Below are 16,075 nucleotides of genomic sequence, written 5' to 3'. Positions count from 1 at the left end.
TCAGCTAAGTCTGAAGCTTACTTCTTTGGCTTAGCCGACTCTTCGAAAGCAGTGCGTGGTGCTTCAAGGTTGTTCAGCTGCAGGCCGTCGCGCTTGAAGAAGATTGCAACTAGCCAGTCGCCGACAACGCGGAACTTGCGCTCGAAGGTTGGCATGGCCATACCGTGGTAACCGCGGTGAGCCATCCATGCTGGCCAGCCCTTGAGCTTGATGCCAACAACCTTGGCAACACCCTTGTTGCGACCGAAGCCAGCAACTGCGCCGAGGTTTGAGTGCTTGTATTCCTTGATGGTGCCAACGCCGTAGCGAGCAGCATAAAGGTTCTTTGCCAACAGCTTTGCCTGACGTACGGCGTGCTGAGCGTTAGGAACGCAGGTTCCGTCTGGCAGGCCGCCGGTGACGTCCTTGACTGCCGAGATATCGCCAGCTGCCCAGGCACCTTCCAGTGGATCGCCGTTGGCATCCTTGACGCGCAGGTCGGTGCGGGTCTCGATGCGGCCGCGCTGCTCGATTGGGAAGTCGGTGGAGCGAACCATTGGGTTAGCCATAACACCGGCACACCAAATCAGGGTGTCAGCGCCGAATTCGCCAGCGGAGGACTTGTCGCCCATGTTGATCAGCTCAAGGTTGCCGTCCACTGCGCTGTTCAGCGAGGTGTTCAGCAGTACCTCTACGCCGCGGCTACGCAGGTGTTCAACAACCCACTCAGCCTGCTCTTCGGTAACTTCTGGCATGATGCGACCCATGGCCTCAACAAGAACGAAGCGAGCTTCCTTCTGGTCAACGCGGTCGTTGAGCTTGATCAGGTCGCGAGCCATATCTTCAAGCTCGGCAATGGTTTCGATACCTGCGAAGCCGCCACCAACAACAACGAAAGTCAGTGCGCGCTTGCGGGCTACTGGGTCAGTCATGTTCGAAGCGGACTCGATGCGCTCGGCAACCTTGTTGCGCAGTGCGACAGCCTCTTCGATGGTCTTCAGACCAATGCCGGTCTCAGCAAGACCGGTGATTGGGAAGGTACGAGTGACGGCGCCAGCCGACATAACAACGTCGGTGTATTCCAGCTCAAACTGCTCGCCGTTGACTGGAGCAACTACTGCCTTCTTGTTGGCGTGGTCGATGCTCAGCACGCGACCGTTAACAAGTTCGGAGTGCTTCAGGTGCTGGCGGTGCGAAACCACAACGTGGCGTGCTTCGATATTGCCACCGGCAACTTCTGGCAAGAATGGCTGGTAAGTCATGTATGGGTTCGGGTCAACAACGGTAACGATACCGCCGTGGGCCTTGACCTTCTTCTGCAGTTTCATCGCGACGTAAAGGCCAACGTAGCCACCGCCGACGACAAGAATGCGTGGACGCTTCTGGGAGGATTCGATGATCGACATACTCTTGATTCTACGCGGATATTCCGAGTTAGTGAAAACATTCACTAGCTATTTCCGTCAGATGCGTCACGCTTACTTCATGAACTTGCCTTCGAGTACTTCAGCCAGCAAATCTGTGTCCAAACCACAACAGAAAATGGGAACGAAACCGCGAGGATTCGTTCCCATTTTTTAATCTCTGCTATTTTTCGTCTTCGGGGATGTCATCAAAAAGATCGTGATCCCCTGCAGACTTACCAACCTTCAAGGAGCTCAGCGATGCCGAAGCTGCACTTTCGGTATATCGTTCGCGGCGTTTACGGAGCAAGGTTTGAATCCCGCCAGCCAGGATCACCAGAACCAGTAATGCCGCACCACCGATGATTATCAGTGGCTGCAAAATCGGAGTAGATTGCTCGGGCTGAATCGGAGTCGGAGCGGCTACCTGCTTAAGCGCGGACTTTTCCATTGAGACGCCAGGTGCTGGAGCCTCGGTGGTGTCCGACGCGTTGCGGCGATGCACTCGAATCCATTCTTCAATGGTGCCCAGTGGATTTTCGGATACCGAAGGCACATTGTTGTTCACTGCCGCATTGGCATTGATGATTCCGTAGCCATACAGGTTGTCCACCCCAGGGGCTCCAGTATCCCGTGCAGTCTTCAGGATCCGGTTAATGACATCCGGAGCCTTCATATCTGGGTACTTTGAGCGGATCAGGGCTGCCACTCCGGCAACCAGCGGAGCTGCACCGGAGGTACCAGACCAGCGAGCGTAACCATTATCTGGCAGGCCACCCACCAGCTGTTCGGCAGGAGCCGCTACACCGATGGAGATGCCTTCAGTGGAAGAATCCTGGGACGCTTTGCCGCTTTCATCCACACCGGCCACGGTGAGCACACCCGGAATTGTCGCAGGCGCACCTACCTGGCTCATGCCACCGGAACGGTTACCGGCGGCGGCCACAATAACAACGTCGTGGTCTTCAGCGTATTTGAACGCATCGTCCCAACTTTCGGGCCAGGCTGGACTAGTCGAGCCCAAAGACATGTTGATGACCTTGGCCCCGTTATCAACTGCCCACTTCACAGCGCGTGGAATCTGCTCTTCGACTGGGATGTTGGCAGGGTTGCCTTCACCCATCCACAGCGAAACGGACAGTAGCTTCGATTCCGGGGCTACACCCAGTACACCGTCGCTGCCGCCGCTTGGTTTCGGAACCTCTTCATACTCAGGCTCTTTGGGGATTTCAACCTTTTCGACGTCGTCTTTTTCGTCGTCTTTGGCCTCGTCTAGGCGCTTTTTGTTCTCGTCTTCGGCAGACTTCTTAGATTTTTCCCACGCTGCTTTGAGGCGTTCGTTTTCGGACTTGACCTTGGTGATCTCGCTTTTGTTGTTGCCGCGTCCGGCAAGCAGGGTCGCGACAAGGGTGGCGTGTTCACTCATGACGCCAATTGGCTTGTTGCCTTTTTCGTCGCCAGCGCCCGACATGTCCACTCCCCCGGCGACGGCCCCCTTGAGGTCCGTATGCGAGGTATCGATGCCTGTGTCAATCACGGCAACCTTGACGCCCTCACCCTTGGTGGTCTGTTGCGCGTCATTCACTCCAAGCGAATTCAACCAGTACTCAGAATCTCGCATGTCATCAGCGTGAGCTGGGGTGAGCCCGGTGAGCATAGCTAAAGTGAGTATCGCAACGACAAGTGCGGAGCCGCATTTTTTCAGGCTCGCATTGTTCTTGGCGCGCAGAGTTGAGCTCAAGAGATCTCTCCTTGGTCGGTTCCGAAATTGCGGATTAGGCGTTGGATGCTGCTGTAGCAGCGATGCCGTCGAGAATATCGTGTTCCGATGCAATTAGTCGCATCGGGCGATTGCCGCTGGTCGTTTCCAAGTAATGAAGGATGCGCTCTACGATGGCCGCGCCGGCCTGAATAACATCTACTCGCCCGGGGTGCATAAAGCCTAGCGCTTCACGTTCTTCGCGCGAGTACGACAGCATGTCTTGGGTTGCAGCACGCATCTGGTCGAAGCTGAGTTCTGCGCCATGAATCTTTTCAGATTCATACTTTTTTAGACCCAGCGCCTGTGCTGTCAGGGTAGTGAAAGTTCCGGCAACCATGATCACAGCATCAATCTGCGAAACATCCACCTGGCCGTTGAGGGTACTCAGCTTGGTGTCCATGAAGTCAATTGCTGCAGGGGAATCTAGCCCTACTTCTTGGAACCGTTCGGTGACTCGAACACAACCCATGTCCAAGCTCTTGGCTGCCAAGGGACCAGTCGAATCCCCTACAACAAATTCGGTGGATCCACCGCCCAGATCAATGACCAAGCTCTTTCCACTTTGACCGGCACGCACCGAAGCAGCACCGTTGAAGGATAGCGAGGCTTCTTCATCTCCACCGATTACCTCGGGCGCAACACCGAGGATACGGGTAATTTCTTCGGAAAAAACATCGCGGTTTGAAACATCACGGGCTGCCGAGGTCGCCACAAAACGAATGGCCTGAACCTGATGCTCATCGCACATCGCTTTGTATTCGCGGGCGGCAGCAAAGGTACGTTCGAGTGCCTCAGGAGCAAAGGCACCGGTGGCATCCACGCCCTGTCCTAGACGGACAACACGCATGGTGCGCACAACATCTACAAGCGTGGTTCCGGTGCTTTCATGGTGCACATCAGCAATGAGCAAGCGGATGGAATTGGTTCCGCAGTCGATTCCGGCAACGCGCATTACGCGTCATCTCCGGCGGCGGCGCGTTCAGCGGCTTCACGTTCAGCACGCTTAGCGGCGCGCTGTGCACGCTTAGCTGCAGGGTCCTGCATCTCTTGGGTCTTAACATGGCGGGAACGGTCGTGGCTTGGTGCCTCAGACTCGGTATCCCATGCGCCAACGCAGTAGCACTTGTCCTTGGTCCACCACTCGGCAATGCCGTTCAGCGCTTCATCACCCAGTGGGTTCACGCCTTCGCCCGCGGCCAGTGAGTGTCCTACCAAAACGTGCAGGCATTTCACACGAGTGGGCATGCCACCGGCGGAAACGCCATCAATTTCGGGAACCGCTCCGGTGCCCGAACGCTCACCAATGGCAGCACGGTTAGCTAGGTAAGATTCGTGAGCTTGTACGTAGGCCGCAGCCAGCGCCGAGTCTTCACCGAGCTTTTCGTTCATCTCGTTCATCAACCCGGCGGCTTCTAGACGGGAGACCGCCGCGGTGATCACTGGATGTGCCAGGTAGTACGTGGTTGGGAATGGGATTCCCGAGGAAAGCCGAGGTGCGGTGGTGGCAACCAACGGGTTTCCGCAGACGCAACGAGCGCCGATTTCCACGACGTCGCGCACTGGTCGGTTCAGCTGGCGGGAGAGCGTCTCCAGGTCGGATTCACTTGGTACTCGTCCGGCAGCGTCAAGGGCTTCGCGGATTGGCTGTTCAGTCACGGGTCTTAGTTCTCTTCAGTCAAAGTGGTTAGTCAGTGGCGGAACGACGTACCGAGTCAAGCAATGCATCAACCCAAGGAAGTTCTTGGCGCACCTCAAAGGTGCTGCCATTGCCCTCAGCTGCGGTGTCGTCATCTTCCGGGCGATCGCCCACAACCATGTACAGCTTTTCGCCAGGCATGACCAAGTTTATCCGCTCGCGCGCTTGCTGCTTGATGTACAGCGGATCATCCCAGCGCGCGATTTCGGCTTTGAGGTCATCACGCTGAGCTTCAAGGGACTCGATGGAAGCGTTGAGCTCGTTGAGTTCAGCCATTTGCTTCCGGTAGTAATTTACCGTTGGCACCAGCATCACAGCGAAGAAGGCAAGGACCACAAGCAAAGCAGCGATACGCCCGGAAAAACGGTGTGCTGCTACCGGTTCACCTTCTGGGACTGGCTTGTCGGTGACAGGTTTTTCACCTGGTTTACGGCGTACCGCGGCCGAGAACTTCATCCGGTCATCGCGACGGCGTTCGTTCTGCTTTTCCTTGGCACGCTCAACCAGAGGCAACTTAGATTTTGACGACTCGTTGCCAGCAAATTTTTTGGAACGAGGTGACGCATCTGACGCTTCATCTTCGCTCTGCTCATGCTTTGGTGCAGATTTTGGAGCTGTTGAAGCCGCCTTGTTGCTGGCACCTGAAGCAGACTTAGGACGCGACACCGCTGGAGCTCTTTTGGCTGGAGTCACAGGAGCAACTACGTGCAACGCATCGGTGGGTGGTTCAGCCATTGAATCTAAGCCGGAATCCTCAGGCGTCTGAGCAGGAATGTTATCAGACTGCTCTACCGGTTCCGGAGTATTACGCCGAGGCATGCGTGGCGGTCGCTGTGCCATACTCCCCCAATTTCCCATCGTGCTTTCGTACAGTACTGCCGTGGAAACGGCACATATATCCATTAAATAACGAAAAGCTCGCCGGTATCCACTACCGACGAGCTTATTCGCTTTAAATGTTAATTAGCTGTTGAAACGCGGGAACGCATTGCGTCCAGCGTAAACAGCTGAAGCGCCCAAGTCTTCCTCGATGCGCAGCAGCTGGTTGTACTTAGCTACGCGCTCGGAACGAGCTGGTGCACCGGTCTTGATCTGACCTGCGTTGGTTGCAACACAGATGTCAGCGATGGTGACGTCTTCGGTTTCACCCGAGCGGTGCGAGGTGATGGTGGTATAACCAGCGCGCTGAGCCATGGTGACAGCGTCGATGGTTTCGGTCAGGGAACCAATCTGGTTGACCTTCACCAGCAGCGAGTTAGCGGTGCCCTTGGCAATGCCGTCGGCAAGACGCTCTGGGTTGGTTACGAACAGGTCGTCACCAACCAGCTGAACCTTGTCACCGATTGCATCGGTAAGGGTCTTCCAGCCGTCCCAGTCGTTCTCGTCCAGTGGATCCTCGATGGAAACCAATGGGAAGTCGGCAACGAGCTCAGCGTAGTAATCGCTCATCTCCTGAGCGGACAGTGCCTTGCCTTCGAACTGGTATGCACCGTTCTCGAAGAACTCAGAGGAAGCAACGTCCAAAGCCAAAGCGATCTGCTCACCTGGGGTGTAGCCAGCGCGGGTGATAGCTTCGGTGATCAGTTCCAGTGCAGCACGGTTGCTTGGCAGGTTAGGAGCGAAGCCGCCCTCATCGCCCAGACCGGTGGACAGGTTCTTTTCCTTCAGTACGGACTTGAGGTTGTGGTAAACCTCAACGCCCCAACGCAGACCTTCGGAGAAGGTTGGTGCGCCCAAAGGAACAATCATGAATTCCTGGATGTCCACATCGGAGTCGGCGTGGGAGCCACCGTTGAGGATGTTCATCAGTGGAACTGGAAGTACGTGTGCGTTCGGGCCGCCCAGGTACTTGTACAGAGGAAGGTTGGAGCTCACTGCTGCTGCGTTAGCAACTGCCAGCGAAACGCCCAAGATAGCGTTTGCGCCAAGCTTGCCCTTGTTGCTGGTTCCGTCCAGTTCAAGCATTGCCTGGTCGATCGCGCGCTGATCGGTTGCGTCGAGGCCTTCAAGTTCGTCAGCGATCTCGTCGATGACGGACTCTACTGCTCCGAGAACACCCTTGCCCAGGTAACGATCCTTGTCACCGTCGCGACGCTCAACTGCTTCGAACTGACCGGTGGAAGCACCGGATGGAACTGCTGCACGGCCGTGCGAACCGTCGGAAAGCAGAACCTCAACCTCAACGGTTGGGTTGCCGCGGGAATCAAGAATTTCGCGCGCGTGGATGGCGTCAATCAATGCCATGAGTATGGGCTCCTTGTAGAAAGGTGTGGTCTAAGGAAGGTCAGCCAGCAGTCGCTGAAAAGACCGTCGGCGCCTTTGCCAGTCTCTAGCCTAGCGCTTCGAAGGTGATTTAGGCGATATCGTGGCGTCGATTTCAGAACCGTAGCGTTTCGATAGCGTTACGCGCAGAACAGATTCGGCATCTAGGCCCAGTTCTTCTGCCCTTGCCGTCAGCGCCAGCAGCTCGGCGGCCAGGGTGTCTTCATCAGTAATTCGTTCCCTTACCGAATGGCTGACTAACTGATCATCGACCTTGTCAGAGCCCGCTCTGGTATGCCTGTCCAGTAGCTTTTGGGCCAGTGTGAGGGACGGCAATCCAGCAGGGAGGCCAGCGCTTTTGCGTGCCTTCGGCTTGCCTTGTCGCTCGGCTTGTTTGGCTGCGTCCCAGACGCGAATAATCTCGTCAACATCATCGGTAATGAAATGGCGAACTTCGCCATCAGCATCAAAAACATGTTGGTTTCGACGCAACAATTTTTCATTGAGTGTTTGTGAAATGTCTTCTATCCCGAAGTTGCCCTGCTCGTCTTCAATCAGTGCATGCAGTAACACTTGGAAGTAAAGATCGCCTAGTTCCTCTTTGAGCAGCTCCGGATTGTTTTCGGAGATGGCATCAAGAACCTCGTAGCTTTCCTCAATGAGGTAGGTGCGCAGGGACTCGTGGGTCAATGCTGCGGTCCAAGCGCATTTTTCACGCAAGATGTTTATCGTCTGAATCAACTGTTGCGTCGGTGTCTGCTTCTGCGCCATAATGACCATGCTAGCGAAGTCTGGCACCGCCCAAGGCAAAACAAAAGACCAGCTCCTCCGATCAAGGAGGAACTGGCCTTCAGCATCAACGTTCTAGCGACTGACGCTTATTAGTCGGCGACGTTTTCGTATTCGTCTTCGTCGAATTCGCCCTGCACGTCGTCGTCTTCCAACAGATTGTCGTAGTAGTCGTTGATGTATTCAACAAGCAACTCACGCATTTCCAATGGGACAAAGGCGGCTTCTGCAGCATTGAGCGTCAGGTCCAACAGGTCTTCGAGGTCGTAGTCGAAGCCTTCGACCAGTAGCTCAAATTCGTCGGACAGGCTGGTGCCGGACATCAGTCGGTTATCTGGTGAGATGGTGACGTTAAAACCAGTCTGGACCAACAGATCGATCGGGTGGTTACGAATACCCTCACCGAACTTGGCGGTGGCGCCGGTTTGCAGGTTAGACGATGGGCAGATTTCTAGTGGGATACCGCGTTCGCGTACCCAGTTTGCCACTGGACCCAGCGAAACCAAACCGGTGTCATCACTGAGCTCTTCACCGTTTTCATCGATGGCGCCGAATTCAATTTCGATGTCTTCAGCAACTCGAACACCGTGTCCCAAGCGCTGAGCGCGACCGATCAAGATTGCTTCCTTGATGGAATCTAGGCCTGCGGCCTCGCCAGCGTGAACGGTGGTTGGGAACAGGTTTTCGGCCAACAGGTCGAAAGCTTCCTTTAGGCGTGATGGCGGGAAGCCATCTTCCGGGCCGGCGATGTCAAAGGCGACAACTCCGTGGCCGCGGTGGCGCAGCGCCAGCTTGGCGATTTCCACGCTCTGATCACTTTGGCGCATGGCGCTAAGTACTTGGCCAACCTGCATTGGGTGGCCTTGGGCGTTCAGCACTTCACAGGCTTGGTCCAGACCTTCTTGAACGGCGTCAACAACGTCATCCAGGCTCAGGCCTTCGCGCAGGTGCTGCTCTGGTGCGTAGCGAACTTCGCCGTAGATCACGCCGTCTTCTGCGAGGTCTTCAACAAACTCGCGGGCTACGCGGATCAGTGCGTCACTGGTCTGCATCACTGCAAGGGTGTGCTCGAAAGTTTCCAAGTAACGTGGCAGAGAGCCGGAGTCGGCCGATTCACGGAACCAATCGCCCAAAGCTTCAGCTTCGGTCTCAGGCAGTTTGTGGTTTACCTCAGCGGCCAGTTCGATGATCGTTTGAGGTCGCAATCCGCCATCAAGGTGGTCGTGTAGCGAAACTTTAGGCAGATCCCGGAAGTCGAACGCAGGATCATAATCAGTATGAATCAATTCTTCAGTCACACCACTGAGCCTAGTCGCTATTCCCGTGAACTGACAGTTCCAGCAGGTAAAGATCTTCGAGCCACAATGTGACCCTGCTCAATACTGCAGGTTAACCCTCGTCGGTGGTTGGTGGGACGGTCTCACGTTCAACTTGTTCACGGTGCTCCTTGGCCAGCTCAGCACGCCGGTGATAGCGATCAAGCGCCCAACTGACAATCCGATCAATGATGAATCCAAGTACCACGGCAATCACAATCGAGATTGCGATGCCGAGCAGCTTATTATCATGCATCCAGTTGCCAGCCAGAGCACCGATGCTCACCGAGTAGGTGGCCCAGGTCAGCACCCCGATGGTGTCAAAGAGCGTGAAGCGCTTATGGCTGTATCCGGTGGCCCCGGCGGTGAGGTTCACCGCCACACGTCCCACTGGAATGTAGCGGGCGGTGAAGATCAGCAATGCTCCGGAAGTCTCTAACTTCTTCTCAGCGTAGTGAAGTACCCGTTGAGCACGTCGTCCGCGCATCCAGCTAAATCGACGAGAACCGATCTTTCGACCGATCGCAAAGGTGATCTGGTCCCCCAACAGTGCACCGGCAGCGCCGAGGACACCAACAAGAATGAGGTTAGGTGTGCCGGAGTGGATACCAACTACGGCCAGTGAGACGAGGAAAGATTCGCTGGGAACGATGGGGAAAAACGCGTCAATAAGGCAGAACAGAAATAAGAGCGGCAGAACCCACCATGCACTGGCAGCCTGCGTAATGGCCTCATTGACTAGTTCCATACGTACTTACATCTTCTTTCCCGAAACGCTTACAGCGTTGTCCACTACTTCATTTTCGCTCGAGAGTCTGCTGGTTCGCATCATACTGTTGCGTCAATGTGGACTTCTTCTACCCACTACCCAGGTAGGAGCTAATGGGTCAACGATTCGGTACCTCAAAATGGTTCCCAACCCATGCGCAAAAAGTAGGGCCGAAAAACGTCTTTGACGTTTTTCGACCCTTCGATGATTCAAGCCAGTTACCTAGCAGCAATACGATCCATAATCAGACGCATATCCGGGCGGTCGTCCTTGGCGCCGATCATGATGGCGTGCTCAACTAGTTCGATAGCACGTGCCATCTTTTCTGGTGTGTCGGTCAGCAGGGTCGCGATGGGCTCCCCACGACGAACCATGGCTCCGGGCTTCACGTGCATACGCACGCCTGCGCCGGCCTGAACGCTGTCTTCCTTACGGGCACGGCCTGCACCCAAAGTCCACGCGGCCAAACCAATGTCCATGGCATCAAGTTTGATCAATACACCTTCGGCCGGAGCTACGACGGTGTGCGATTCCTTAGCCACTGGCAGTTTTGCATCCGGATCGCCACCTTGAGCCGCGATCATGGCACGCCAGCTGTCCATGGCCTGTCCATTGTTCAGCGCTGCACGCACATCAACATCATGAATGCCGGCACCAGCCAGCATTTCGACGGCCAAGGCAACGGTCAGCTCAATAACGTCTTCTGGTCCCCCACCGGCGAGCACCTCAACGGACTCTTCGACCTCGATCGCATTACCTGCGGTGAGGCCCAGCGGAGTTTCCATATTGGTCAGCAAGGCGACGGTGTTCACTCCGGCGTCGGTGCCAAGGTTGACCATGGTCTCGGCGAGTTCGCGGGCCATGGATTCGTCCTTCATGAACGCGCCGGAGCCAACCTTCACGTCCAGAACGAGAGAGCCGGTACCTTCGGCGATCTTCTTGCTCATGATTGACGAGGCGATCAGCGGGATTGCTTCGACGGTTGCGGTGACGTCGCGCAGTGCGTAGAGCTTCTTATCTGCCGGCGCCAAGCCAGCACCGGCAGCACAGATCACCGCACCCACGGTGGAAAGCTGGGAGAAGAGTTCTTCATTGGATAGGTTTGCACGCCATCCGGGAATCGCTTCAAGCTTGTCCAAGGTGCCACCGGTATGACCCAGACCGCGGCCCGAAAGCTGTGGCACGGCAACACCAAAGCTTGCCACCAATGGCGCTAGCGGCAAGGTGATCTTATCTCCCACGCCGCCGGTGGAATGCTTGTCGGTGGTTGCGAGTTTTTTGCCCTGAGGATCAGCCAAGGTGGAGAAGTCCATGCGCTCACCGGAGTTGATCATAGCGGTGGTCCAGCGGGAAATCTCGCTACGGTTCATGCCCTGGAAAAAGATCGCCATATTCAACGCGGACATCTGCTCTTCAGCAATGACCCCGCGGGTATAAGCGTCGATGGTCCAGTCAATCATTTCGTTGCTCAGTTCTCCGCCGTCGCGCTTGGCACGAATGACTTCAACTGCACTGAATTTTTCGGTAGCCATCGTTGGCACCTTTCGTTCTGGAGTTCACCGGTAAACCGGTGTTACACGTTGAGGTTTTGCGGCCCGAAGGCATCAGGCAATAGATCTTCAATCCCCACGATGCCGCGGGCAGTTTTGATCTTTAGATCTGCCCCTCGGTGTTCAAAGAGGATTTGGCGGCAGCGCCCGCAGGGGGTGATAAGTTCCAGTTGGTTCTCTTCGAGTTGGCCGAAGCAAACGAAGTATTCCAAGGTGCCGCCGCCGGTAGCAAAGAGCTGTCCGACCATGGCGCATTCGGCGCACAGGGTGACACCGTAGGCGGCGTTTTCGACGTTGCATCCGGAGATTGTGCGGCCGTCGCTGGTCAAAGCCGCGGACCCTACCCGGAACTTGGAGTAGGGTGCGTAGGCCTGAGACAGCGCGGCCGCGGCGGCAGCTTCAAGCTGCGACCACGGCGCGGTGTTGGTATTCATGGGTACCAGTTATTCCTTCACGTAGGGTTCGCCGGCGGCTGCCGGCCCGCGGGATCGTCCCACCAGTCCAGCTACGGCGAAGATGGTCACGAGGTAAGGCATCATGGCCATGAACTGGCTTGGCACCGGAGTACCAATGATGGTCAAGATGACCTGCAAGTTATCGGCAAAGCCAAAGAGCAAGGCAGCGAGGAATGCCCCAATAGGGTTCCAACGGCCAAAGATGACTGCGGCCAATGCGATGAAGCCACGACCGCCGGAGATTTCCTTGGTGAAGGAGTCGATGGCGACCAAGGTGAAGAAGGAACCACCGATACCGGCCACGATGCCACCCAAGGTGACATTCCAGAAGCGGGTGCGGTTGACCTTGATACCCAGGGTGTCAGCGGCCTTCGGGTGTTCGCCCACGGCACGCACGCGCAAACCCCATTTGGTCTTGAACAAACCAAACCAAACGATGAAGACCGCGAGGTACATCAGGTAACCGATGACCGACTGCTTGAACAGAATTGGACCGATCACTGGGATCGCCGAAAGCAACGGAATTTCAATCACTGGAAGGTGAGCTGGCGAGTTGTACAACTCTGGATCTTCCTGCATCACGGTGGTGAACAGGAAGCCGGTGATACCGGAAACCAAAACGTTGAGCACAACGCCGACGATGATCTGGTTGACCAAGTATTTGATGGAGAACAGCGCAAGGATCAAGGAGACCAAGGCACCGGCAATACCGGCTGCGATCAGACCGGCAAAAGCATTTTTGGTCAGTGAGGAAACTAGCGCTGCGGTGAATGCACCACCCAGTAGCTGACCTTCAATGGCAATGTTGACCACGCCGGCACGCTCACAGAGCACACCGGAGAGGGAACCGAAGACCAGTGGGACCGCCAGCACCACAGCACCGGCCAGCAGACTTGCCAGCGAGATGGTGGTGATATCGGCACCGGCAACAACCCAGATGAGGAAGGCTAGGACAAAGAGGATCGCGGCCAGAGCGATAATCCAGGTGGCTAGGGTCTTGCTCTTTTTGCGTTGCAACCATGAGTAGACCGCAGCAGCAATGAGCAGCAGACCAATAACAATGTTGCTGGCTTTTCCAGGGAAGACCAGCTCGGGAAGCTTAAACGCGTCGCCGGCACTGTTCAGCGCGAAGTGCGCGCTTTGGCTGTTGCCCATCAGACCGAAACAGAAGAAGACAATTACAGCGATCGCCGTCAGGATGATCGGGGTCTTCTTACTTGGCAATACGGTGATTGCCGGCTGCAAGGTGGAGGAGGTCACTTGGCACCTGCCTGGGTAGTTTCGAGCTTAGGGCTGCGCTTCTTCTTGCGGTTCATACCGAAGATCGCCTTGACCAGTGGTGGAGCGGCGATGAACAGAACGATCAGCGACTGCACCACCGAGACAATGTCGATCGGGGTACCGGTAGTGATCTGCATGTTCACCGCACCGGCCTGGAAAGCTCCAAAGAGCAGGCCAGCAAAGAAGGTGCCCCACGGGGTGGAACGGCCGAGTAACGCGACGGTAATCGCGTCGAAGCCGAGCGAACCGGCAATACCGTTGGTCAGTACCTTTTCGGTACCCGCCACCTGAGCCACACCAGCGGCACCGGCAAGGGCGCCGGCCAAAGCCATGGCAATGATGGTGCTGCGAGCAACGTTGATACCTGCGGTTTTTGCAGCCTCAGGGTTGTGGCCAACGGCGCGGAATTCAAAACCGATGGTGGAGCGCTTGAACATCCACGAAACCAGAATCACCAGCAGCACGGCCATGACAAAGCCCAAGTGCAGGCGTGAACCTGGAATGGCTGGGAAGGTCGCGGTGGTATCCAAGATCGGAGAAATTGGGTTGGTTTCGCCTGGACGACGGAACGCCTGAGTGTTCATCAGGTAATCGATCAGATACAGCGCAACGTAGTTGAACATGATCGTGAGGATCACTTCGTGGGCGCCGGTCTTTGCCTTAAGCAAGCCAACAATGCCGCCCCAGATCGCGCCGCCGATCAGTCCGAAGACGATCACCAGCAAGAGGTGCAGGACAACTGGAAGGTGCCAGGCAAAGCCAACGTAGCCGGCCAAGACCGAACCGATGATGATCTGACCCTGCGCGCCAATGTTGAACAGGCCCGCACGGAATGCCACTGCCACGCCGAGGCCGGCGCAGATTAGTGGGGTGGAGACGGTGAGGGTTTCCAAGAACGGCTTGAAGCCCTGGGTGGAGTTGTAAACTGCTCCGTTGAACAGTGCCACGTAGCTTTCGGTGGCTGCACGCCAAACCTCAGCGAAGAAGTCGGCAGGCCGGGCGAAGAGGTATCCGGCGGTCTCGGCAACCTTCTGATCGGTCACGGCGATCAGCAGACCGCCGATCACTAGGGCAACAATCACGCCGAGGACTGAAACTAGTCCCGGTCCCTGGGTGATTTGCTTAAAGAGGTCGTTGCCCGGTTTGTCGGAGTCGGGAATGACCGGTGATTTTGTGTCGCTCACTGGCCTTCTCCTTCCTGGTTTTCGCTGCGCTCGCTAGTGGGTACTGCTTCCACGGGCTCATTATCTGACTTAGTGAATTCGGCTTGTTCCGCGGCTTCTTCGGCAGTAACTCCGGCCATCATCAAACCGAGCACTTCGCGAGAAGTGTTGCCCGGGACAATTCCGTTGATCTTGCCCTTGTAAAGCACGGCAATGCGGTCAGCCAGCTCCATGACCTCGTCCAACTCGGTGGATACGATCATCACCGGGGTGCCCTTGTCGCGTTCGGCGACAATGCGACGGTGCAGGAACTCGATGGATCCCACGTCCACGCCACGGGTTGGCTGGGAAGCGATAAATAGTTTCAGGTCGCGGCTGAGCTCGCGCGCCATGACAACCTTTTGCTGGTTGCCACCAGAGAGGCTGGAGGCTGGGTTCAGTGCGTTGTCGGTGCGAACATCAAAGTCTTTGATCTGCTGGGTTGCGTTCTTCTTGATCGCATCCAAGTTCATCGAGATGCCCTTGCCAAAAGGTGCGCGGTCATAAAGATCTAGGACCAAGTTCTCTTCGATGGAGAACTGGGTGACAAGACCGTGGACCGAACGGTCTTCGGGAACAAAACCGACGCCTGCGCGCAGAACCTGCTTTACCGATTTGCCAACAAGTTCTTCACCGGCCAACTTCACCGAGCCGGCGGTCACCGCTTGGGTTCCCAAAATGGCTTCGGTCAGTTCAGTCTGTCCGTTGCCCTGCACACCGGCCACTGCCAGAATTTCACCTTCGTGGATATCGAAGGTTACTGCGTTCAAAGTGGTGGAGCCCGCCGGATCAATCACGGTGAGGTCTTTGACCTGCAAGACTGCCTCACCCGGGGTGGCAGCGGCCTTGTTCAGGTTCAGTTCCACGGAGCGGCCGACCATCAGGTTAGCCAGCTCGGTGGTGGAGGATTCTGGTGACACCGAATCGATGACTTCACCGCGACGGATCACGGTAATAACATCGGAAACGGCTCGCACTTCACGTAGCTTGTGCGAAATGAAAACGATGGACGTGCCATTAGCTTTGAGCTGGCGCATGATTTCCAGCAGCTCGTCGGTTTCCTGTGGGGTCAGCACCGCGGTTGGTTCATCAAGGATTAAGATCTTGGCCTCGCGCACCAATGCCTTGATGATCTCCACGCGCTGTTGAACGCCCACTGGCAAATCTTCAACGATGGCGTCCGGATCAACGTCAAAACCGTAGCGGTCTGAAATTTCGCGGATCTTCTTGCGTGTGACCTGCAGGTCTAGCACGCCGCCAGCTTTGGTGGTTTCTGAGCCGAGGGCAATATTTTCTGCCACGGTGAATACCGGCACGAGCATGAAGTGCTGGTGCACCATGCCAATACCGGCGGCCATGGCGTCGCCTGGGCCGGAGAACTCGACGGGGTTTCCATCAAGCAGGATTTCGCCCTCGGTCGGTTGGTATAGACCGTAGAGCACGTTCATAAGCGTGGATTTTCCAGCACCGTTTTCGCCGAGCAGACAGTGAATCTGGGCGTCATCAACCAAGAGGTCAATGTTCTTGTTGGCGTAGAAAGAACCGAAGGCTTTCGAGATTCCCCGTAGTTCGAGTTTCACGATTCCACCATCTTCATAGTTCGTTGTGCGA

Annotated in this window: 14 protein-coding genes; all 14 read right to left on the bottom strand. The window is 56.1% G+C overall.

Translation table 11 applies throughout. The features are described 5' to 3' along the window. Positions 1 to 17: 17 nt before the first annotated feature. The 14 genes from AC1Z3F_RS01085 to AC1Z3F_RS01020 all read right to left on the bottom strand — a co-directional run bounded on the left by AC1Z3F_RS01085 (position 18) and on the right by AC1Z3F_RS01020 (position 16,044). Positions 18 to 1,385: an NAD(P)/FAD-dependent oxidoreductase gene (locus tag AC1Z3F_RS01085; RefSeq protein WP_131090194.1), complete on the bottom strand. Its 1,368-nt coding sequence runs from the start codon at positions 1,383 to 1,385 to the stop codon at positions 18 to 20. 181 nt (positions 1,386 to 1,566) lie between these two features. After that, positions 1,567 to 3,003 carry a S8 family serine peptidase gene (locus AC1Z3F_RS01080; RefSeq protein ID WP_444614608.1) on the bottom strand — a complete coding sequence of 479 codons (1,437 nt, stop codon included), beginning with the start codon at positions 3,001 to 3,003 and terminating at the stop codon, positions 1,567 to 1,569. A 154-nt stretch (positions 3,004 to 3,157) separates the two neighbouring features. Then, positions 3,158 to 4,096, bottom strand: a complete 939-nt coding sequence (locus AC1Z3F_RS01075; protein WP_483566360.1) for a Ppx/GppA phosphatase family protein — start codon at positions 4,094 to 4,096, stop codon at positions 3,158 to 3,160. Then, positions 4,096 to 4,800 (bottom strand): DUF501 domain-containing protein, encoded by a 705-nt coding sequence (locus AC1Z3F_RS01070; RefSeq protein WP_483566359.1) that lies wholly within the window; start codon positions 4,798 to 4,800, stop codon positions 4,096 to 4,098. Before AC1Z3F_RS01070 ends, AC1Z3F_RS01075 begins: the two co-directional genes overlap by 1 nt. A gap of 28 nt (positions 4,801 to 4,828) precedes the next feature. Continuing rightward, positions 4,829 to 5,680, bottom strand: coding sequence for an FtsB family cell division protein (locus AC1Z3F_RS01065; protein WP_483566358.1), 852 nt, complete (start codon positions 5,678 to 5,680; stop codon positions 4,829 to 4,831). Between the two features lie 123 nt (positions 5,681 to 5,803). After that, positions 5,804 to 7,084, bottom strand: coding sequence for a phosphopyruvate hydratase (gene eno / locus AC1Z3F_RS01060; RefSeq protein ID WP_131090197.1), 1,281 nt, complete (start codon positions 7,082 to 7,084; stop codon positions 5,804 to 5,806). Between the two features lie 90 nt (positions 7,085 to 7,174). Beyond that, on the bottom strand, positions 7,175 to 7,873 hold the full coding sequence (locus tag AC1Z3F_RS01055; RefSeq protein WP_483566357.1) for a MazG nucleotide pyrophosphohydrolase domain-containing protein: 699 nt from the start codon (positions 7,871 to 7,873) through the stop codon (positions 7,175 to 7,177). A 110-nt stretch (positions 7,874 to 7,983) separates the two neighbouring features. Continuing rightward, positions 7,984 to 9,189: an adenosine deaminase gene (locus tag AC1Z3F_RS01050; RefSeq protein ID WP_131090198.1), complete on the bottom strand. Its 1,206-nt coding sequence runs from the start codon at positions 9,187 to 9,189 to the stop codon at positions 7,984 to 7,986. A gap of 91 nt (positions 9,190 to 9,280) precedes the next feature. Then, positions 9,281 to 9,955 (bottom strand): DedA family protein, encoded by a 675-nt coding sequence (locus tag AC1Z3F_RS01045; RefSeq protein WP_131090199.1) that lies wholly within the window; start codon positions 9,953 to 9,955, stop codon positions 9,281 to 9,283. A gap of 239 nt (positions 9,956 to 10,194) precedes the next feature. Next, a complete protein-coding gene (locus AC1Z3F_RS01040) occupies positions 10,195 to 11,508 on the bottom strand; it encodes a thymidine phosphorylase (RefSeq protein ID WP_262198224.1) in 1,314 nt (437 codons plus the stop codon). 41 nt (positions 11,509 to 11,549) lie between these two features. Further along, a complete protein-coding gene (locus tag AC1Z3F_RS01035; RefSeq protein WP_131090201.1) occupies positions 11,550 to 11,960 on the bottom strand; it encodes a cytidine deaminase in 411 nt (136 codons plus the stop codon). 9 nt (positions 11,961 to 11,969) lie between these two features. Further along, positions 11,970 to 13,241, bottom strand: a complete 1,272-nt coding sequence (locus AC1Z3F_RS01030) for an ABC transporter permease (protein WP_131090202.1) — start codon at positions 13,239 to 13,241, stop codon at positions 11,970 to 11,972. Beyond that, positions 13,238 to 14,446 carry an ABC transporter permease gene (locus AC1Z3F_RS01025; protein WP_315973719.1) on the bottom strand — a complete coding sequence of 403 codons (1,209 nt, stop codon included), beginning with the start codon at positions 14,444 to 14,446 and terminating at the stop codon, positions 13,238 to 13,240. Before AC1Z3F_RS01025 ends, AC1Z3F_RS01030 begins: the two co-directional genes overlap by 4 nt. Then, positions 14,443 to 16,044: an ABC transporter ATP-binding protein gene (locus tag AC1Z3F_RS01020; protein ID WP_131090204.1), complete on the bottom strand. Its 1,602-nt coding sequence runs from the start codon at positions 16,042 to 16,044 to the stop codon at positions 14,443 to 14,445. Before AC1Z3F_RS01020 ends, AC1Z3F_RS01025 begins: the two co-directional genes overlap by 4 nt. Positions 16,045 to 16,075 lie beyond the last annotated feature (31 nt).

Source organism: Glutamicibacter sp. MOO4 (assembly GCF_056934395.1).
This window is presented reverse-complemented; position numbering and strand designations above follow the sequence as displayed.

Coding starts and splice junctions, on each gene's coding strand:
- AC1Z3F_RS01055 (WP_483566357.1), bottom strand. CDS start 7,873: ATGGCGCAGAAGCAGACACCGACGCAACAGTTGATTCAGACGATAAAC.
- AC1Z3F_RS01075 (WP_483566360.1), bottom strand. CDS start 4,096: ATGCGCGTTGCCGGAATCGACTGCGGAACCAATTCCATCCGCTTGCTC.
- eno (WP_131090197.1), bottom strand. CDS start 7,084: ATGGCATTGATTGACGCCATCCACGCGCGCGAAATTCTTGATTCCCGC.
- AC1Z3F_RS01045 (WP_131090199.1), bottom strand. CDS start 9,955: ATGGAACTAGTCAATGAGGCCATTACGCAGGCTGCCAGTGCATGGTGG.
- AC1Z3F_RS01035 (WP_131090201.1), bottom strand. CDS start 11,960: ATGAATACCAACACCGCGCCGTGGTCGCAGCTTGAAGCTGCCGCCGCG.
- AC1Z3F_RS01065 (WP_483566358.1), bottom strand. CDS start 5,680: ATGGCACAGCGACCGCCACGCATGCCTCGGCGTAATACTCCGGAACCG.
- AC1Z3F_RS01085 (WP_131090194.1), bottom strand. CDS start 1,385: ATGTCGATCATCGAATCCTCCCAGAAGCGTCCACGCATTCTTGTCGTC.
- AC1Z3F_RS01080 (WP_444614608.1), bottom strand. CDS start 3,003: ATGCGAGATTCTGAGTACTGGTTGAATTCGCTTGGAGTGAATGACGCG.
- AC1Z3F_RS01040 (WP_262198224.1), bottom strand. CDS start 11,508: ATGGCTACCGAAAAATTCAGTGCAGTTGAAGTCATTCGTGCCAAGCGC.